This window comes from Diaphorobacter oryzae DSM 22780, from assembly GCF_059568935.1.
In genome coordinates this window covers 1-18,203 of record NZ_JCANUL010000008.1, presented here as the reverse complement: position 1 = coordinate 18,203, position 18,203 = coordinate 1, and the positions used below count along the sequence as shown (strand labels likewise).

General features: G+C 69.2%; 18 protein-coding genes. 8 read left to right on the top strand and 10 right to left on the bottom strand.

Annotated features, from left to right (window positions below; translation table 11 throughout):
* The first annotated feature begins 185 nt into the window (after nt 1-185).
* The 4 genes from BP68_RS13215 (at nt 186) to BP68_RS13200 (ending at nt 4,040) form a co-directional block, all read left to right on the top strand.
* Nucleotides 186-1,295, top strand: a complete 1,110-nt coding sequence (locus tag BP68_RS13215; protein WP_496372488.1) for an IPTL-CTERM sorting domain-containing protein — start codon at nt 186-188, stop codon at nt 1,293-1,295.
* Nucleotides 1,296-1,321: 26 nt separating this feature from the next.
* The gene (sodC, locus tag BP68_RS13210) at nt 1,322-1,846 is read left to right on the top strand and encodes a superoxide dismutase [Cu-Zn] SodC (RefSeq protein WP_496372486.1); all 525 of its coding nucleotides are present in this window, start codon (nt 1,322-1,324) and stop codon (nt 1,844-1,846) included.
* Nucleotides 1,847-2,059: 213 nt separating this feature from the next.
* Nucleotides 2,060-3,592: a DASS family sodium-coupled anion symporter gene (locus tag BP68_RS13205; protein WP_496372484.1), complete on the top strand. Its 1,533-nt coding sequence runs from the start codon at nt 2,060-2,062 to the stop codon at nt 3,590-3,592.
* 82 nt (nt 3,593-3,674) lie between these two features.
* Nucleotides 3,675-4,040 (top strand): SPW repeat protein, encoded by a 366-nt coding sequence (locus tag BP68_RS13200; protein WP_496372482.1) that lies wholly within the window; start codon nt 3,675-3,677, stop codon nt 4,038-4,040.
* A 114-nt stretch (nt 4,041-4,154) separates the two neighbouring features.
* On the opposite strand, the gene murB is transcribed toward BP68_RS13200, so the two are convergent.
* Entirely contained in the window at nt 4,155-5,243 is a 1,089-nt protein-coding gene (gene murB / locus BP68_RS13195; protein ID WP_496372480.1) for a UDP-N-acetylmuramate dehydrogenase, read from the bottom strand.
* 66 nt (nt 5,244-5,309) lie between these two features.
* On the opposite strand from murB, the gene BP68_RS13190 reads away from it, so the two are divergent.
* Genes BP68_RS13190 through BP68_RS13180 form a run of 3 tightly spaced genes read left to right on the top strand, consistent with a single transcriptional unit; the run spans nt 5,310 to nt 7,467 of the window.
* Nucleotides 5,310-5,795, top strand: coding sequence for a YajQ family cyclic di-GMP-binding protein (locus BP68_RS13190; protein ID WP_496372478.1), 486 nt, complete (start codon nt 5,310-5,312; stop codon nt 5,793-5,795).
* Between the two features lie 17 nt (nt 5,796-5,812).
* Nucleotides 5,813-6,454, top strand: a complete 642-nt coding sequence (locus BP68_RS13185) for a retropepsin-like aspartic protease family protein (protein WP_496372476.1) — start codon at nt 5,813-5,815, stop codon at nt 6,452-6,454.
* Between the two features lie 14 nt (nt 6,455-6,468).
* Nucleotides 6,469-7,467 carry an HD-GYP domain-containing protein gene (locus BP68_RS13180; RefSeq protein WP_496372474.1) on the top strand — a complete coding sequence of 333 codons (999 nt, stop codon included), beginning with the start codon at nt 6,469-6,471 and terminating at the stop codon, nt 7,465-7,467.
* Nucleotides 7,468-7,489: 22 nt separating this feature from the next.
* On the opposite strand, the gene plsY is transcribed toward BP68_RS13180, so the two are convergent.
* The 8 genes from plsY to BP68_RS13140 form a co-directional block, all read right to left on the bottom strand.
* A complete protein-coding gene (plsY, locus tag BP68_RS13175; RefSeq protein ID WP_496372472.1) occupies nt 7,490-8,122 on the bottom strand; it encodes a glycerol-3-phosphate 1-O-acyltransferase PlsY in 633 nt (210 codons plus the stop codon).
* A gap of 129 nt (nt 8,123-8,251) precedes the next feature.
* On the bottom strand, nt 8,252-9,463 hold the full coding sequence (locus BP68_RS13170; RefSeq protein WP_496372470.1) for a GGDEF domain-containing protein: 1,212 nt from the start codon (nt 9,461-9,463) through the stop codon (nt 8,252-8,254).
* An 18-nt stretch (nt 9,464-9,481) separates the two neighbouring features.
* Nucleotides 9,482-10,000 (bottom strand): Cys-tRNA(Pro) deacylase, encoded by a 519-nt coding sequence (ybaK, locus tag BP68_RS13165; RefSeq protein ID WP_496372468.1) that lies wholly within the window; start codon nt 9,998-10,000, stop codon nt 9,482-9,484.
* A 70-nt stretch (nt 10,001-10,070) separates the two neighbouring features.
* Nucleotides 10,071-11,132, bottom strand: coding sequence for an aldo/keto reductase (locus tag BP68_RS13160; RefSeq protein ID WP_496372466.1), 1,062 nt, complete (start codon nt 11,130-11,132; stop codon nt 10,071-10,073).
* 78 nt (nt 11,133-11,210) lie between these two features.
* Complete coding sequence (locus BP68_RS13155; RefSeq protein WP_496372464.1) at nt 11,211-12,092, bottom strand: LysR family transcriptional regulator; 882 nt, start codon at nt 12,090-12,092, stop codon at nt 11,211-11,213.
* 22 nt (nt 12,093-12,114) lie between these two features.
* The gene (locus BP68_RS13150; protein ID WP_496372742.1) at nt 12,115-13,200 is read right to left on the bottom strand and encodes an ABC transporter ATP-binding protein; all 1,086 of its coding nucleotides are present in this window, start codon (nt 13,198-13,200) and stop codon (nt 12,115-12,117) included.
* A 16-nt stretch (nt 13,201-13,216) separates the two neighbouring features.
* Entirely contained in the window at nt 13,217-14,956 is a 1,740-nt protein-coding gene (locus BP68_RS13145) for an ABC transporter permease (protein WP_496372462.1), read from the bottom strand.
* A 57-nt stretch (nt 14,957-15,013) separates the two neighbouring features.
* Nucleotides 15,014-16,339, bottom strand: a complete 1,326-nt coding sequence (locus BP68_RS13140; RefSeq protein ID WP_496372460.1) for an ABC transporter substrate-binding protein — start codon at nt 16,337-16,339, stop codon at nt 15,014-15,016.
* A 193-nt stretch (nt 16,340-16,532) separates the two neighbouring features.
* Here BP68_RS13140 and BP68_RS13135 point away from each other — a divergent pair, with 193 nt between their 5' ends.
* Nucleotides 16,533-17,462, top strand: coding sequence for an alpha/beta fold hydrolase (locus tag BP68_RS13135; protein ID WP_496372458.1), 930 nt, complete (start codon nt 16,533-16,535; stop codon nt 17,460-17,462).
* A 39-nt stretch (nt 17,463-17,501) separates the two neighbouring features.
* On the opposite strand, the gene BP68_RS13130 is transcribed toward BP68_RS13135, so the two are convergent.
* On the bottom strand, nt 17,502-18,203 hold a 702-nt coding region (locus BP68_RS13130; protein WP_496372456.1), incomplete at its 5' end, for a sensor histidine kinase.

Here is an 18,203-nt window from a genome sequence, read left to right as displayed (position 1 = left end):
CTCTTCCTGCTGCTGCCGCAGCCGCGTTGCGGCCCCGCGTCAAAGCATCGTTCAGGTGAAGGATGGCCGCCCGGTCCGCGGCGAAGGATGTGCCGGGCTGGGTGCGTCAAAGCGGCATGAAAGTGCCGCGCATCCTTCAGGTGCAGGATGCGCACGGACCCGCCGGATTCCTACATTCGCGGCGCATGAACTACCTCATACCACCCCCCTCCTCTGTCGTGGCCCGCCTTGCCATCACCGCAACTCTGGCCCTGGCAGGCCTGGCAAGCCAGCCCGCAGCGGCCCAGCCGGTCACGGTCACCCTGCTCCACAACCTCGACCAGGCCCAGGCGTGCGGCGCGACGGGTTTCCCCGATGCCGCCGCGCGCTTTCGCACCGGCAGCCTCCCCTTGAACATCGAAGCCATCCAGTTCACCTGGCACGCCGTGGGCGCCACCCCGGGCCGCAACCGCCTCGGCATCTTCGTGCACGACGCTGCGGCCAACCGCCCCGGCAGCACCCAGGTCGGCGGCTGGAAGGAAACCAATGCGGACACCCAGGTGGGCACCATGACCTACAACAGTGCCAGCGACATCGTGCTGCAGCCCGACACCGACTACTGGGTGCTGGCCGACATCACGGACGGCTCCCAGCCCACCTGCACGACCAGCCCCAATTTTTCGGCCCACGGCCCCGCCGGCAGCAGCCCCACGCTGAACCGCGTCGCCGCCATCGGCGATGCGGACACCATGGCCTGGCCCGTACTTCACACCGCACTGACCGTGGTGTACGCCCTGGACGGCACCGAAGGCACGCCGCCACCGCCCACCGCGCCCGACATGGCCATCGGCGCCATCAACCTGCCCGCCACGGGCACCGTGGGCACCACCTATGCGGGCAGCTTCGACTGCACCAACGTCGGCCAGCGCAGCACCCTGCCGGGCTCCCTATGCACCGCCACCGGCCTCCCGCCCGGCCTTGCCGTGGAGGCCTGCACCCTCAGTCCGGGCCATGCGCCCTGGAGCTCGCAGGACGTCATACCCGCCGGAGAGGGAATCACCTGCCGCATTGCCGGCACGCCCACGGCGGCGGGTGTCTATTCCGTCCTCCTGCGCACCGACTCGGAGGTCGATGCCAATGCGAACAACAACGAAGCACGGCACACCATCAACATCGCCGCCGCAGGCCCTGGCCCCGGTCCCGGTCCCACGCCCGGAAGCGTCCAGTCCGTGCCCACGCTGTCCGAATGGGCAATACTGCTGCTCGGCGGCCTGGTCCTGGCTGCAAGCGTGGGCTGGAGCCGCCGCCCGCGCTGATTCCACCCTTCAAGGAGCGAAACACCATGCATCGTTTTCTGACCCGCCTGGCCCTGTGCGCCGCCTGCGCCACAGCCGTCGCCCATGCCCAGACCACCGTGACGCTGGATCTGGTGGACGCCTCGGGCGCCACCCGCGCCGTGGGCTCCGTGGCCCTGGCCGATTCCGGCTACGGACTGGTACTCACCCCCGCCCTGCAGGGCCTGCCCCCGGGCGTGCACGGCTTTCACGTCCATGAGAAGGGCAACTGCGCGGCGCAGGAGGTCGGCGGCAAGCTGGTTCCCGCCGGCGCCGCGGGCCGCCATTACGACCCGCAGGGCACGGGGCGGCACGGCACGCCGTGGGGCGACGGGCATCTGGGCGACCTGCCCGCGCTGTTCGTGGATGCCGAGGGCCGCGCCAGCACGCCCGTGCTGGCCCCGCGCCTGAAGCTGGCCGACGTGGCTGGTCGCGCGCTGATGGTGCACGCCGGCGGCGATAACCACGCCGACCATCCCGCGCCACTGGGCGGCGGCGGCGCCCGCATCGCCTGCGGCGTGATCGCGCGGTAGGCCGCAGGCGCGCACGCGGCACATGGCGCCGCCGCCGCGCCATGTACTCGGCGCGCCATGCGCCTGCGGGCCCAGCCCCTCAAAGTCTTGACGCACATCATGGTTGCACCGCAACTCGGCGCCCTGTCACACGGTGCACCGGGACGGCGGCGCACAATGGCCGCAGGCTTTCCAGGCCCCGCCAGGGGCTCCACAGCACATCAGCGAACTGCCATGACCTCTGCTCCCGCCGCCTCGCCCCAGCCCGCCACCCCACCCGTCGCCGGGCCCACGCGCACGCAGCGCGCGGGCCTGTGGGCGGCCATGGCCGTTCTGCTGGCGGTCGTGTTCATGCCGGCGGTGCCGGGCCTGCCACAGGCGGGGCAGATGATGCTGGGCATCCTGGCGTTCGCCGTGATCCTGTGGATGACCGAGGCGCTGGACTACGCGGTGAGCGCCGTCGTCATCGGCGCGCTGATGATCGTGCTGCTGGCCGTCAGCCCCGTTCCTGGCCAGGAGGCCGCCGGCGCCATGATGGGCACCCGGGCGGCCCTGCCCTATGCGCTGGGCGGCTTCAGCAACAGCGCCGTGGTGCTGGTGGCGGCTGCCTGCTTCATTGCCGCGGCCATGACGGCCACGCAGCTGGACAAACGCATCGCGCTGCAGGTGCTGTCGTACGTGCCGGCGCGGGCCAACCATGTGGCCATGGGGGCCATCCTGGTGGGGTTTCTGCTGTCGTTCATCGTGCCCAGCGCCACGGCGCGCGTGGCCTGCCTGATGCCCATCATGCTGGGCTTTCTGTCGGCCTTCGGGGCGGACCGGCGCAGCAAGTTCGCGGCACTGGTGGTGATCACGGCCGCCCAGACCGCCAGCGTGTGGAACGTGGGCATCAAGACCGCCGCCGCGCAGAACATGGTGGCCGTCGGCTTCATCGAAAAGCAGTTCGGCCAGACCATCACCTGGGGCGAGTGGTTCGTGGCGGGCGCGCCGTTCTCCGCCGTGCTGACCTTTGCGCTGTACTTCATCATGACGCGCATGCTCAGGCCCGAGATGGACCACATCGCCGGCGGGCGCGAGGCCATCCGCCGCCAGCTGGCCGAACTCGGCCCCATGACCGGCAAGCAGTGGAAGCTGCTGGGCATCACCCTGGTGCTGCTGGGCTTCTGGGCCACCGAGGGCGTGCTGCACGATGTGGACACCACCACCTCGACCATCGTGGCCATTGCCCTCATGCTCATGCCGCGCATCGGCGTGATGAACTGGAAGGAGTCGCAAAAGGGCTTTCCCTGGGGCACGGTGCTGCTGTTCGCGGTGGGCATCGCCATGGGCTCGGCCCTGCTCAAGACCGAGGCCGCGCCCTGGCTGGCCCGCCTGATCGTGGACAACCTGGGCCTGGCCAACGCCACGGCCTTCGCCATCTTCATGCTGCTGTCGCTGTTCCTGATCGTGATCCACCTGGGCTTTGCCAGCGCCACGGGCCTGGCCTCGACCATGATCCCCATCATCATCAGCGTGCTGCAGGCCGTGCAGACGCCGGGCATCAACCCCATCGGCCTGACCATGCTGCTGCAGTTCGTGGTGAGCTTCGGCTTCATCCTGCCCGTGAATTCGCCCCAGGGCATGCTGGCCTACGGCACCGACACCTTCGACATCAAGGACTACGTGCGCACGGGCCTGGTGCTCACCGTGGCGGCCACCGTGCTGCTGGTGGTCTTCGCGCTGACCTACTGGCCGTGGATGGGCTACATGACCACCGCCGCGGGCTGAGTCCCGGGCATGGAACCATGCCGCGTCCTGCCGATCCAACCAGTTGCCACAGCGCACGTTTGCTGCGGCAGGAGGTACAGCCATGAAGCAATTGAAGCATTGGCAGGACCCGCTCAACGCACTGTTGGGCGCCTGGATGGCCCTGTCTCCCTGGGTTCTGGGCTACCAGGACCAGATGACCCCCACGGCCAACGGCGTGGTGATCGGCGCGGCGCTGATCGCCGCCGCCCTGGGAGCCATCTTCGTGCCGCGAGCCTGGGAGGAATGGACGGAGGCGGTACTGGGCCTGTGGATGGTCATCTCGCCCTGGGCCCTGGGTTTCAGCATGCACATGGACGCGATGCGCAGTGCCGTGGTTTCGGGCATCGTGGTCATGGGCCTGGCCCTGTGGGTGCTGGCCTCCGACAAAGACTACAGCGCCTGGTGGCGCGACCGCGCGGCACATTGACGCCGCGCAGCACGAAAAAACCGCCTTCGGGCGGTTTTTTCATTGTTTTGAGCCTTCAGCGCTTATCCAGCAAGCGCAAGCAGCTATTAAATATATAGCAAACAACCCGCCGCGTCACACGACGACCGGCTCGGGCTCCAGCCGGATGCCGAAGCGCTCGTACACGCTGGTCTGTATGGCCTTAGCCAGGGTCATGACCTCGCCGCCGGTCACGCTGTCCTGGCATGTGCCGCGGTTGACCAGCACCAGGGCCTGCCTTTCGTACACCCCCGCCTTGCCCACGCTCTTGCCCTTCCAGCCGCAGGCGTCGATGAGCCAGCCCGCCGCGAGCTTGATGGAGCCGTCGGGCATGGGGTAGTGCACTATTTTTGGATCGCGCGCGATGATGTCCTGGCACTGCTCAGGCGTCACCGTGGGGTTCTTGAAGAAGCTGCCGGCATTGCCGATCACGGCCGGGTCCGGCAGCTTGGCGCGGCGGATCTCGCACACCCAGTCGAAGACCTGCTGCGCCGTGGGGCGCTCCACCCCCGCCTCGACGCGCCTGCGCTCCAGGTCCAGGTAGGCCAGCTCGGGCCGCCAATCCTTGGGCAGGAGGAAGCGCACATGGGTGATCACCGCCCGCCCCGCCAGGCCCATGCCCCGGCCCCAGTGGCCGGGCAGGCCGCCGCCCTCCTGCGGCGCCTGCGGCGCGGCGCGCTTGAACACCGAGTCGCGGTAGCCGAAGGCGCACTGCGCCGCATCCAGCGTGAAGGGCTGGCCCGTGGCCAGATCGATGGCGACCAGCGAGTGAAAGCGGTCCTGCAGCTCCACGCCATAGGCCCCGATGTTCTGCACCGGCGCCGCGCCCACGGTGCCCGGGATCAGCGCCAGGTTCTCCAGACCGGGGTAGCCCTGCGCCAGCGTCCAGGCCACGGCCTCGTGCCAGACCTCGCCGGCGCCGGCCTCGACGATCCAGGCCCGGTCGGTCTCCTCCAGCAGGCGCAGGCCCTTGATCTCCATCTTGAGCACCACGGGCTTCACGTCGCCCGTGAGCACGATGTTGCTGCCGCCGCCCAGCACGAACATGGGCTGGCGGCTCAGGCGGTGGTCGGCCAGCAGGTCGTGCACGTCCTGTGCCGAGCGCACGCGCACCAGCGTATGGGCGCGGGCGGCAATGCCGAAGGTGTTGCAACTCTGCAGGGGGACGTTTTTCTCGACTAACATCGGTCGGATTGTCGCACCCGGTCCCCCAGGGCACCGGGCCTGTACCGAGTTTCCGAGAGTGATGCCATGCCTTCTTTTGATACCGTCTGTGAAGCCAACTTCGTTGAAGTGAAGAACGCCGTGGAGAACACTGCCAAGGAAATCGGCACGCGCTTCGACTTCAAGGGCACCTCCGCCGCCGTGGAACTCAAGGACAAGGAAATCACCCTGTTCGGCGACGCCGACTTCCAACTCCAGCAGGTGGAGGACATCCTGCGCGGCAAGCTCACCAAGCGCAACGTGGACGTGCGCTTCCTGGACGTGCAAAAGCCCCAGAAGATCGGCGGCGACAAGCTCAAGCAGGTGGTGAAGGTCAAGAACGGCATCGACAGCGAGCAGGCCAAGAAGATCCAGAAGCTCATCAAGGAAAGCAAGCTCAAGCTGCAGGCCGCCATCCAGGAAGACAAGGTGCGCGTGACCGGCGCCAAGCGCGACGACCTGCAGGCCGCCATGGCCCTGATCCGCAAGGACATCGCCGACCTGCCCCTCACCTTCGACAACTTCCGCGATTGATCCCGCCCCGCCGCCGCATGCGCCGCCCTCTGCCCACCCTGGCCACCGCCCTGGCGCTGGCCGTCTCCCTGGCCGCGCAGGCGCAGAACGTGGCGCTGACCGGCATCCTGGGCACCAAGGCCCTGCTGGTGGTGGACGGCAGCGCGCCGCGCGGCGTGGCGCCGGGCGAGACGCACATGGGGGTCAAGGTGGTTTCGGTGGGGCGCGACGACGCCGTGGTGGACATCGCCGGCAGCCGCCGCACGGTGCTGCTGGGCGAAGCGCCGGTGAGCATCGGCAGCGGCGGCGCGGGCCAGCGCATCGTGCTCAAGGCCGATGCGCGCGGGCACTTCATCAACAGCGGAACCATCAACGGCCGAGTGATGCAGTACATGGTGGACACGGGCGCCTCCTCGGTCGCCATCGGCCGTCCCGACGCGCAGCGCATGGGCCTGAAGTTCGAGCAGGGCGAGCCCGTGATGATGAGCACGGCCAACGGCCTGGCCCAGGGCTGGCGCATGCGGCTGGAATCCGTGCGCATCGGCGACGTGGAACTGCGCGGCGTGGAGGCCGTCATCACCCCCCAGCCCATGCCCTATGTGCTGCTCGGCAACAGCTTTCTGCGCGAGTTCCAGATGAGCCGCGCCGGCAACGAGATGGTGCTGCTCAGGCGCCCCTGATCCGCCCTCGCCCTATGTCCGCCCAGCCGCAAACCCGCAACGCCGAGCCCTCCGACAGCGATTACGAGGACCTGCTCGGCCAGTGGTCGGACCTGGAGTCCGCCCTGTCCGTGCTGCTGGCGCGGCCGCACAGCACACAGGACTTCGTCGCCAAGGTGCGCCAGTGCGACCGCTGGCTGCAGGACCTGGTGGCCCACGACATCGACGCGGCGCTCTACCTGATGTTCCAGCTCGCCGCCACGTCCACGGTGGGCTACAGCGCCTCCCACGCCCTGGTGTGCGGCACGCTGTGCCACATCCTGGCGCTGGAGCTGGGGCTGCCGGTGCACGAGCGCGACAGCCTGGTGCGCGCCGCCTTCACCATGAACATCGGCATGACCGCGCTGCAGGACGCGCTGGCCGCGCAACGCGAGCCGCTCACCACCGAGCAGCAGCAGGCCGTGGCCCGCCACCCGCAGGTGGGGCTGGACATGCTGGAAGACCTGCACATCACCGACGACCTGTGGCTGGAGGTGGTCGCCATGCACCACGCGCAGCTGCCGGAGTCGGCACCACTGGCCGGCCTGCCGGCGCAGGAGCGGCTCACCCGCATCCTGGGCACCATCGACCGCTATGCCGCCATGATCAGCCCGCGCAAGTCGCGCGCGGGCAAGAGCGCCACCGACTCGGTGCGCGCCATCGTCGGCCAGGATGCGGTGCAGCGCGACGAGGTCAGCCTCACCCTGGTGCGCACCGTGGGCCTGTGCCCTCCGGGCACCTTCGTGCGGCTGGACAGCGGCGAGACGGCGATCGTGCTGCGCCGCAGCGAACGGGCCAACTTCCCCCTCGTCGCCAGCGTGCTGGACGCCCAAGGCGAGCCGCTGGCCTCGCCCGCGCTCTACCACACGGTGCGCGGCCAGCCGCGCATACAGTCGGCGCTGGCGCGCTCGGCGGTCACGGTGGAGCTGCGCCACCGCACCATGGTCCGCCTGGGCCTGTACGCGGCGCAGCGCACCAGCACCCTCGAAGGCTGAGCCCCCGCGCGGCGGGCCTTCTTCAGCCCTGCTTCTTGGAGCCCAGGCGCGATTCCTTGCCCTGGACCAGCCGCTCGATGTTCGCCTTGTGGCGCCAGGCCAGCAGGGCCGACATCACGGCAATGGCCACGCCCACGCGCGCATCGGTGTACCAGGCCATGCCGCCGCCCAGCACGTAGAAGAACGGCGCGAACACGGCCGCCACCAGCGAGGCCAGCGACGAGTAGCGAAAGAAGAACGCGATGATGACCCAGGTGAGCAGCGTTGCCAGCCCCAGCCAGCCGCTGACGCCCAGCAGCACCCCCAGCGCCGTGGCCACGCCCTTGCCGCCCTCGAAGCGGAAGAACACCGGCCACAGGTGACCCAGGAAGGCCGCCAGGCCCACCAGGGCCATGGTGCCCTCCTCCAGCCCGTAGGGCTCGCCGAACCAGCGCACCAGCACCACCGGCAGCCAGCCCTTCAAGGCGTCGAACAGCAGCGTGACCACCGCCGCGGCCTTGGAGCCGGAGCGCAGCACATTGGTAGCGCCCGGGTTCTTGCTGCCGTAGGTGCGCGGGTCGGACAGACCCATGACGCGGCTGACGATCACGGCAAACGACAGGGAACCCAGTAGGTAGGCGGCGACAGTCGCCACGACGGAATAGGCAAAGGACACGCGACGGCTTTCTCGAAAGCGGGCTGGTTGGAAGGGAGATGCTGCGCTTTCAGGGCGGTCCACGTTCCGGGAACGTGCTCCTGATCGCAGCGCTCCATTCTGCCATCCGCCGTGCTCCGGCCAGCGGGCTCAGGCAGGCCTGAGCACAGCGGCGGCGGTGTCCGCCTCCTCGGGGGCGCGCTCTCCCTGACGCCCCTGCTCAATGCGGTTGCGCCCCGACACCTTGCCCCGGTACAGGGCGGCATCGGCCTCCTGCATGGCGGTGTCGAATCCGTCCGGCCCATGGAAAGCGGGCGAGATCCCGATGGTCGCCGTGCAGCGCACCAGCGCCTGCGCGCCGGGCACCACCACCGCCTGCCGCTCGATGGCCGCCCGCAGGCGCTCGGCCAGGTGCATGGCGCCCTCTTCATCCGCATCGAAGCAGACGACGACGAACTCCTCTCCGCCCGTGCGGCTCGCCAAGTCACCGCGGCGCATCGCGTGGCGCAGCAACTCCGCCACATGGCCCAGCACCACGTCGCCGGTTTTGTGGCCCCAGGAATCGTTGATGCGCTTGAAGTGGTCGATGTCGAGCATCAGCAGGCGCGCGGGCCCCGCCGTGCGCGAGCGGAAATGCCCCTCCAGCCCCGCCAGCAATCCGCGCCGGTTCAGCAGCTGCGTCAGCGGATCGCGCGCCGCCGACTCGCGCAGCGCATCGGTCAGGCGGCGCAGCACCAGCCAGACCATGGAGGGCGCCAGCACCGTGGCGAGAAAGGACATGTAGATGTAGAACACGACCTGGAAGCGTTGCCCCATGTCCAGCGCCGCCAGGCCGCCCCGGGCCACCAGCACGCACTTGATGGCGTTCAGCACGCACAGCCCGCCGATGAGCACGGCGAAGAGCGTCATCTCCACGCTCAGGTCCTTGGCAATGCTGCGCATGGCGTAGATCACGGCCACGGTCATGGCCGCGAAGATCAGCGCGGACACCAGCGAAATCATGGCGTAGCGCGCAACGGAGCCCAGCAGCCACTGCACCAGCACCTGCGCCACCGTGTAGGCCAGCGCCGCGGCGAGCAAAGGCTTCAGCAGGGGCGCCGGGCGGCCGAAGAACCGCATGGCCCCCACCCAGTAGACCAGGGGCACGCACACGGTGAGCGTGTGGTTGACCACGCTCAACGCATCCCAGTCCGGAGGGCCGCCCAGCAGTTGCAGCACGTAGGCCGTGCCCAGCATGGCATTGCCCGCGGCAAAGGCGTCCATGCCCAGCGGATTGCCCTGCAGCCGCCGGCCGATCAGCCCGAACATGACGGCAAAGCACAGCAGGTGCACGCACAGCATGCCGACGATGATGTTTGCCATGCCGCGCGGCCCTTGCGCCTAGCCGCGCCCCGCGGGCTCTTCGCCCAGCGCGCATTGCACCGGCCGGGCGTCCAGCAACTGCACGCAGACCTGCGGGTCCAGCTGCACCAGAAAACCGCGCCGCCCGCCGTTGATGGCGATGCGCGGCAGCGCCAGGATGCTTTCCTCGATGAACACGGGCATGGCCTTGCGCGTGCCGAAGGGCGAGGTGCCGCCCACCAGGTAGCCGCTGTGGCGGTTGGCCACCTCGGGCTTGCAGGGCTCCACGCTCTTGGCGCCGATCTGGCGCGCCAGGTTCTTGGTGGACACCTTGCAGTCGCCATGCATCAGCACGATGAGCGGCCTGGCGTCCTGGTCCTGCATCACCAGCGTCTTGACGACCATGTGCTCGGCAAGGCCGAGCTGCCGCGCCGACTCCTCGGTGCCGCCATGCTCCACGTAGTCGTAGGGATGCTCGGTGAACGCCACCTGGTGCGCGCGCAGCAGCTGCGTGGCGGGCGTTTCGCTCACATGGGCGGTCTTGTCTTTCTTGGCCATGGCTTTCAAAAACAATAGCTGTCAGCGCTTGATACAAGCGCGCTCAAGGCCATTTTGGCCTAAAAGCACGTCACTGCGCCGGGTCGCGCAGTTCCCAGCGCACCGCGTCGATGGCGTCCCGCAGCGCCTGCGGCAGGCGCGTGTCCCAGGCGTCCAGATCCTCGTCGAGCTGGGCCAGCGAGGTCACGCCGATGATGGTGCTTGCCACGCGCCAGTTCTGGTAGCAAAAGGCCAACGCCATCTGCGTGGGCGACAGGCCATGGTCGCGCGCCAGCTGGTTGTAGCGCCGCGCGGCGGCCAGTGCCTCGGGTCGGCCCCAGCGCTGCTTGCGCACCGATTCGTAGCGCGCAATGCGTGCCTGCTGCGGCGCGCCGGCTTCGGTGGGCGCATGCCGGTCGAACTTGCCCGTGAGCAGGCCGAAGGCCAGCGGCGAATAGGCCAGCAGCGACACGCCCAGGCGGTGGCAGCTCTCGTCCATGCCGTTGTCCCAGCTGCGGTTGAGCAGGCAGTACGGGTTCTGCACCGACACCACGCGCGGCAGACCGTGGGCCTCGGCCAGGCGCACGAACTCGTGCACGCCGTAGGGCGTCTCGTTCGACAGGCCCACGTGGCGAACCTTGCCCGCCTGGACGAGCGCGGCCAGCGCCTCGAGCTGCTCCTGGATGGGCGTGCTGGAAGTTTCCTTGGCGGGGTCGTAGTACAGCGCGCCGAAGGCGGGCACATGCCGCTCGGGCCAGTGAATCTGGTAAAGGTCGATGACGTCAGTCTGCAGCCGGCGCAGGCTGCCCTCGCACGAGGCCACGATGTCGGCCGCCGTCATGCCCTTGCCCTCGCGCACCCAGGGCATGCCGCGCGAGGGGCCGGCCACCTTGCTGGCCAGCACCACCTTGGCGCGCGCACCCGGGCGCTGGGCCAGCCAGCGGCCGATGATGGATTCGGTGGCGCCGTAGGTCGCCTCGCGCGCGGGCACGGCGTACATCTCGGCGGTGTCGATGAAGTTAACGCCGCGCTCCAGCGCGCGGTCGAGGATGGCGTGGGCATCCGGCTCGCCCACCTGCTCGCCGAAGGTCATGGTGCCGAGGCAGATGGGGGTGACGTGCAGATCGCTCTGGCCGAGGGGAAGGGTATTCATGCGCGCTTTTCCTGGGAACAAGCGCCGCAGTGTACGGACTCCCGCACGACCGTGCAGACCTAGGGAGCCATGCCCGCCCTACGCCAGACCCCAGATGCCGCGCAGCACCGACAGCGTGGCCACGATGGCCGGGTCGTGCTCGGCCGCGCGCGGGTGGATGAAGCTCAGCAGCGCGCCCACGCGGGTATGCGGCCAGACCACCACCTCGTCGCGCTCGCTCGCGGACAGGGCCGCGTCCTCGCGCAGCAGCGCCAGGCCCACGCCCGAGCGCACCAGGGCCAGCGGCGCCGCGGCCTCGTCGCATTCCACGACCTGGTGCGGCACCAGCCCCTGGCGCGCGAACATGTCCTTGAGCAGCGTCTGCGCGTGGTGCTGCGGCGGCGCGCCGATCCATGGCATGGCGGCAATGTCACGCCAGCCCGCATGCAGGAGCTGCTGGCGCATGGCGAACGGGCCCGCGATGCGGTAGTGCTGCGTCTGCAGCGCCAGCCCCGCCACCTCGCGCGGGATATGGGGCCCGATGTAGAACGCGCAGTGCATGAGCCCGGCCGCGACCTGGTCGCGCAGCTCCTCGGCCAGGCCGCCGCGCGTCTTGATGTCGAGCAGCGGCAGCGCCCGCACCAGCCCGCCCAGCAGCGAGCCCAGGCGCAGCGATTCGGGGTCGGCGACGGTGCCCAGCTGCAGCGTGCCCGTGACCTCGCCCTGCAGCTCGCGCGCCCGGCCCAGCAGGTGGCCGGCTGCCGTGAGCACCTGTTCGGCATCCACGAGCAGCGCTTCGCCCGCCCGCGTGAGGCTGATGCGGCCCGGGCGCCGGTCGAACAGGGCCACGCCCAGCTCTTCCTCCAGCGCCTTGATCTGCGCCGTGATCGCGGGCTGCGTCACGTGCAGGGCCTCGGCCGTGCGTGTCACGTTGCCCAGCTTGGCGGCCGTGACGAAGGCGCGCAGCTGATAGATCTCCATGCGGCTCGCTCTACCCGGCCGCTCAGCGGTCCAGGTAGCGCAGCTGCGTGGGCTCGATGCCCAGGCGCACCTGCTCGCCCGGCTCGAACATCGCCAGACCCGCGTAGTGCGGCTGGTCGGCCACCATGGCCACCTCGCCCACGCGCACGCGGTAGCGCGAGAACTCGCCGAGGAACTCGGCGCTCTCCACGCGGCCGTCGAGCCACACGCGCGAGGCGTCGCCATGCTCGTCGCGCACCCGGATGCTCACCTGGTGCGGGCGGAACGCAATGGCGTTCGGCCCCGGCACGGGCGGCTCGGGTGGGCGCGGCAGGACGATGTCCCCCAGCCCCTTCACATGGAAGTTGAGTGTCTCGCCGCCCACAGCGGTGACCTGCCCCTCGAGCAGATTGGCCGTGCCCACGAAGCCCGCCACGAACCGGTTCTGCGGAAAGTCGTATAGCCCCGCGGCCGATCCCACCTGCTGCAGGATGCCCTTGTCCAGCACGGCCATGCGATCGGCCGTGGTCATGGCCTCTTCCTGGTCGTGCGTGACGAAGATGGTGGTCAGGCCCAGCTTGCGCTGCAGGTTCTTGAGTTCCTCGCGCATCTGCACGCGCAGCTGCTTGTCCAGGTTGGACAGCGGCTCGTCGAGCAGCAGCAGCTTGGGCTCAATGACCACCGTGCGCGCCAGCGCCACGCGCTGCTGCTGGCCGCCCGAGAGCTGCGCGGGTCGGCGCTGCGCATAGTCGGCCAGGCCCACCAGCTCCAGCACCGCGCCCACCTTGCGCTTGATGGCGTCGCGGCTCTCGCGCCGCTCCACCAGGCCGAAGGCCACGTTGTCCCACACCGTCATGTGGGGCCACAGCGCGTAGTTCTGGAACACCATGCCCACGTTGCGCGCATGCGGCGGCACGGTGCTGATGTCCTGCCCGTCCACCAGCAGCTCGCCGCGCTGGTGGCGGTTGAAGCCGGCGATGAGCCGCAGCAGCGTGGACTTGCCCGAGCCCGAGGGGCCGAGCAGCGCGAAGAACTCGCCCGGCTCGACCTTGAGGTTCACGTCGCGCAGCACGGGCGTGGCGCCATAGCTCAGGCTGATGTGGCGGCACTCGAGAGAGACTTTGTTCAGATGCATGGTTTCACCCTTATTGGGATTGCACGGTGGCGCGCGAGCGTTCCACGAAGCGGTGCGAGAAGTACGTGCCCAGACCCACGACGATCACGGCCAGCACACCCAGCGCGGCACCCGGCCCGCGGCCCGAAATGCTCTGCATGTACAGATAGATGCCGTAGCTCATGGGTGCCTGGCTTTGCGCCGACGAAAGCAAGATGGTGGCCGACAGCTCCACGGCCGCCGTGATGAAGCTCGTCACGAAACCGGCCAGGATGCCGCCCGCCATGAGCGGCACCATCACCCGCCGAATGGTGGACAGCTTGCTCGCGCCCAGGCTCTGCGCCGCCTCCTCCAGCGAGATGTGCACCTGCTGCAGCGCCGCCATGCACGAACGCAACGCATAGGGCAGGCGCCGCACCGCGTAGGCCAGCATGATAAGCACCCAGGTGGTGACCACCGGCGTGTCGGTGAACGGCAGGTTCACCCCCTTGAACATGCGCAGGTAGCCGATGGCCAGCACCATGCCGGGGATGGCCAGCGCGGCCGATGCCAGATAGTCGAGCCACTGGCGTGCGGGCAGCTGCGTGCGCAGGATCAGGTAGGCGATGGCGGTGCCGATCACCACGTCCAGCCCCGCCGCCATCAGGCAGTACAGCAGCGTGTTGCCGATCATGCCGCCCGCGTCCTGGAACACGGTGGCGTAGTGCTCCAGCGTGTAGGCGTCGGGCAGCACCGAGAAGCTCCACACCTTGGAGAACGACATCAGCAGGATGCCCAGGTGCGGCGCCAGCGTGACGGCCAGCACGATCAGGATCCAGCCGTAGGCCAGCACCGATTCCCAGGGGCTCAGGCTGCGCTTTTGCAGCGCGCTGCCGCCCTTTTGCATGGTGGCGTAGTCCTTGCCCTTCATCACGCGCGCGGCCAGCCACAGGGCGAGGATGGAGAACGCGATCATGATCACGCTGATGACGTAGCCCAGCGGATCGTCGATGCCCACCGAGGTGATGCGCAGGTAGGCCTGCGGCGCCAGCATGTTGGTCACGCCCATCACCAGCGGCGTGCCCAGGTCGTCGAACACCTTCACGAACACCAGGGCCGCGCCCGCCAGGTAGCCCGGCATGGCCAGCGGGAAGATCACGCGGCGAAACAGCCGCCAGCCGCGCGCGCCCAGGTTCAGCGCAGACTCCTCCATGGCGCCGTCGATGTTGCGCATGGCGGCCACGAGGTTCAGCAGGATGAACGGGAAGTAGTGGATGCTCTCGACGAAGGTCACGCCGATGAGGCCGTCCATGATGGGAATGGTGAAGCCGAACCAGTCGTTGAGCAGCAGGTTCACCGAGCCGCTGCGCCCGAAGATAAGCTGCAGCGCCACGGCCCCCACGAAGGGCGGCATGATGAGCGGCAGCACGCCCAGCGTCTGGATCAGCAGCGCGCCGCGGAACTCGAAGCGCACCGTGAGGTAGGCCAGCGGCACCGCGATGACGCTGGCGAAGAACACGCTGGCCAGCGAAACGATCAGGCTGTTGAAGAACGACTCGCGGAACACGCTCTGGCTGAAGAAGTTGCCGAAGTGTCCGAGCGTGAGCGCCCCTGTCTCATTGACGAAGGCCGTGTACACGACCATGCCCACGGGCACGATCAGAAAGCACAGCAGAAAGGCAAGGATGAGCCCGAAGGCGGTCCAGGGCCCGATGCCCGAGAGCGCGCGCCACGGGCGCAGGCCCGCCGTGGGCAGCCCGGGCGCGCCGGGCTGCGTGGTGGTGACTGACATGATGGAATCTCCGCAGACGTCCACCGCGCCGCCGTGGCGCGGTGGAACGGGGATGGCTTACTTGGCCAGGCCGCGAGCCTCGTTGGCCAGTTGCTGGGCGCGTTCGTAGTTGGCGCGGGCCTTGTCGGCCCACATCTGCTCCAGGCCCGTGAGCTGCTTGGAGACCGCCACGTCGCGGCGGTTCTTGCGGAACAGCTCCAGGAACTCTTCGTTCTTCACGTTGTCGCCGCCCACCAGCGGCGTGTAGGCCAGGCTGCGCGCCTGGGCCAGCAGCTCGCTGCCCTTGGCGTTCGGCTTGGCCTTGAGGGCCTTGGCTGCCTCGTGGATGGCGCGCGTGGCGGCCTGCAGCTCCTTCAGGCGGAAGGTCACCATCTGGTCGAACAGGCTGATGACCACCTGGTAGCGCGCCTCGCCCACGGCGGAGTCGAACTGCACCTTGGCGCGGCTGGCCACCTCCTGCGGCACGGGATAGCCGGCGGGCGCCTTCAGCATGCCGTAGGGCAGGATGGGCAGGCGGCTGATCTTGGGGTCGAACAGCAGTTGCTGGCCCGGCACGGACATGGTGAAGGCCATGAACTTCTTGGCCTCGTCGGCGTTCTTGGCGCCCGCGATGAGCGCGATGTTGGCCGGCACCACGGCCGTCATGCTCGGATAGGCGAAGTCCACGGGGAAGCCCGAGTACTTGCCCGCCAGGCCGAAGAAGTCGATCACGATGCCCACGCCGTACTGGCCGTTGTTCACGCCGTCCGGCACGGCGAAGCTGCGGTCGGTGACGGCGGCGGCGTTGCCCATCATGGCCAGCAGTTGCGACCAGCCCTTGTCCCAGCCCTCACCCTGCAGGATGGTCTCCACCGTGAGCTGCGTGGTGCCCGAGCGCGAGGGCGAGCTGATGGCGACGTGGCCGAAGTACTCGGGGCGCGTGAGGTCGCTCCACTCCTTGGGCGCGGGCAGCTTGTGCGCCTGCAGGTAGCGCGTGTTCCACATGATGCCGTAGCCCGCCAGCGCCTGGCCGTAGTACATGCCCTGCGGGTCGTTCAGCGGGTAGTGGCCGATCTTCTCGGGCGCGCTCTTGTTCACGGTCTCGGGCGCGCTCTGCAGCAGCTTGTTGCGCGCCAGCACCTCGAACGCGTCGGGCGCGCTGGCCCACATCACGTCGGGCCGCTGGCCCTCGGGCAGCTCGCGCACGTAGGCCACCGAAGCCGTGGTGTTCTTGTTCAGGATCTCTATCTTGATGCCGGGGTTGGCCGCCTCGAAGGCCTTCTGGTAGGCCGTCGTGAGCTCCTTGGGGAACGATGTCAGCACGGTAACGGTGCCCGCCTGCGCGGCCCCGATACCTCCGAACATCGTGGCGGCCAGTGCCGCCGCGAGAATGCTGCGCTGCATGCTTGTCTCCTCTTGTGGTTATGGAATCGGTGCCACTCTAGGCCCTGTGCGCGCGCAGCGCCAATCATTGTTTCTGATGCGCGGCATCAGGCGCACGGCACATCGGGTAAACACCAGGCCTCTGCGGGCAACGCGCATGCACTGTCCCGGCGACGACTGCGGCGCACGCGGCGCGGCGGAATAATCGGCCGCCATGTACCAGCCCCACCGCACCAGCCGCTCCGAATCCGTCCGCATCCGCACCCTGGACTACCACGTACGCCTGTGGGGTCCCGCCCGTCCGGCCCGGCCCGGCCTGGCGCCGCTCGTGCTGCTGCACGGTTGGATGGACGTGGGGGCCTCGTACCAGTTCGTGGTGGACGCGCTAGGCGCCGCCTTCGCCGAGGGGCGGCCCATCATCGCGCCCGACTGGCGCGGCTTCGGCCGGTCCATGGCGCCCTCGCCCTGCGACCACTACGTGTTCGCCGACTACCTGGCCGACCTGGACCAGCTGCTGGACCACTACGCGGGCGAGCAACCCGTGGACCTGGTGGGCCACAGCATGGGCGGCAACGTGGCCATGTTCTACGCGGGCGTGCGGCCCGCGCGCATCCGCCGGCTCGTGAACCTCGAGGGCTTCGGCCTGCCCGCCACGCGCCCCGACCAGGCCCCGGGCCGCTACGCGCAGTGGATGGACGAGATTCGCCAGTGGGAGCGCGGCGAGATGGCGCTCAAGGACTACGACAGCGCCGAGGGCGTGGCCCAGCGCCTGGTGAAGACCAACCCGCGCCTGCCCGCCGACAAGGCCGCGTGGCTGGCGCGGCACTGGGCGCACCAGAAGGCCAACGGCCGCTGGGCCATCCAGGGTGACGCCGCGCACAAGATCGTGAGCGCGCAGCTCTACCGCGTGGACGAGGCCCAGGCCCTGTACCAAGCCATCACCGCACCCGTGCTGTCGGTCGAGGCCAGCGACGACAGCCTGGGCCGGTGGTGGAAGGACCGGTATTCGCTGGCCGACTACCACCAGCGCCTGGCCCATGTGCGCAACGCACGCACGGCCGTGGTGCAGGACGCGGGGCACATGCTGCACCACGACCAGCCGCAGGCCGTGGCGGCGCTGATCGAGGCCTTTCTTTCAGATTAAATTGGCCTCTTGCGACCGCCCATCAAGCGCAAATAGCTATTAATTTAACAGCAAATTCACACCCACCACAGTCCTGCCGGGGCGCGATTCCATGTGGAGCGTGCCGCCCATGCGCTCGGCGCGCGCGGCCATGCTGCGCATGCCCACCGACAGGCCGGCGCCGCGCACGGCCTCCACGTCGAAGCCCCGGCCATCGTCCTCGATGCGCACGGCCAGCAGGCCCGGTGACGACGGCGAGGCGCCGGCAGCGCCCTCTTCCAGGCGCAGCTCCACGCGCACATGGCCGGCCTGGCTGTGCTTGATGACGTTGGACAGCGCCTCCTCCACCAGCCGCGTCAGGCTCAGGCACTGCAGCGCGCTGGGCCGCTGCTGCCAGCGCGGCGCAATCTGCCACGAAGAGCGCACACCCATCTCGTCCAGGATCCGCGTGAACCGGTGGCGCAGCGGCGCCGCCCACTGCACCGGCGTCTCGGGCACCGTCGCACCCGCGCTCGAGCCGTGGTCTATCACCTGCCGCAGGTCGTCGCGCAGCACCTTCAGCAGCGACAGCACCCGCTCGCTGGGCAGCGGCTGCGGCGCCTGCTCCACCAGCGCCATGCTGCGCACCAGGCTGCCGCCCAGGCCATCGTGCAGGTCGTGCGCGATCTCCATGCGCTCTTGCAGCTTGGCGTGCTGCAGCGCCTGCGCATGCTCCCGTTCCAGCGCCTGGGCCAGCTCCGCGCGCGCGCTGGCCACATGCTC

What these genes read in the sequence shown, in the direction of transcription:
- BP68_RS13205 (WP_496372484.1), top strand. Translation starts at nt 2,060, where the DNA reads ATGACCTCTGCTCCCGCCGCCTCGCCCCAGCCCGCCACCCCACCCGTC.
- BP68_RS13170 (WP_496372470.1), bottom strand. Translation starts at nt 9,463, where the DNA reads ATGGCAAACATCATCGTCGGCATGCTGTGCGTGCACCTGCTGTGCTTT.
- BP68_RS13155 (WP_496372464.1), bottom strand. Translation starts at nt 12,092, where the DNA reads ATGGAGATCTATCAGCTGCGCGCCTTCGTCACGGCCGCCAAGCTGGGC.
- BP68_RS13185 (WP_496372476.1), top strand. Translation starts at nt 5,813, where the DNA reads ATGCGCCGCCCTCTGCCCACCCTGGCCACCGCCCTGGCGCTGGCCGTC.
- ybaK (WP_496372468.1), bottom strand. Translation starts at nt 10,000, where the DNA reads ATGGCCAAGAAAGACAAGACCGCCCATGTGAGCGAAACGCCCGCCACG.
- sodC (WP_496372486.1), top strand. Translation starts at nt 1,322, where the DNA reads ATGCATCGTTTTCTGACCCGCCTGGCCCTGTGCGCCGCCTGCGCCACA.
- BP68_RS13145 (WP_496372462.1), bottom strand. Translation starts at nt 14,956, where the DNA reads ATGTCAGTCACCACCACGCAGCCCGGCGCGCCCGGGCTGCCCACGGCG.
- BP68_RS13190 (WP_496372478.1), top strand. Translation starts at nt 5,310, where the DNA reads ATGCCTTCTTTTGATACCGTCTGTGAAGCCAACTTCGTTGAAGTGAAG.
- BP68_RS13160 (WP_496372466.1), bottom strand. Translation starts at nt 11,132, where the DNA reads ATGAATACCCTTCCCCTCGGCCAGAGCGATCTGCACGTCACCCCCATC.
- BP68_RS13135 (WP_496372458.1), top strand. Translation starts at nt 16,533, where the DNA reads ATGTACCAGCCCCACCGCACCAGCCGCTCCGAATCCGTCCGCATCCGC.
- BP68_RS13140 (WP_496372460.1), bottom strand. Translation starts at nt 16,339, where the DNA reads ATGCAGCGCAGCATTCTCGCGGCGGCACTGGCCGCCACGATGTTCGGA.
- murB (WP_496372480.1), bottom strand. Translation starts at nt 5,243, where the DNA reads ATGTTAGTCGAGAAAAACGTCCCCCTGCAGAGTTGCAACACCTTCGGC.
- BP68_RS13180 (WP_496372474.1), top strand. Translation starts at nt 6,469, where the DNA reads ATGTCCGCCCAGCCGCAAACCCGCAACGCCGAGCCCTCCGACAGCGAT.
- BP68_RS13200 (WP_496372482.1), top strand. Translation starts at nt 3,675, where the DNA reads ATGAAGCAATTGAAGCATTGGCAGGACCCGCTCAACGCACTGTTGGGC.
- BP68_RS13215 (WP_496372488.1), top strand. Translation starts at nt 186, where the DNA reads ATGAACTACCTCATACCACCCCCCTCCTCTGTCGTGGCCCGCCTTGCC.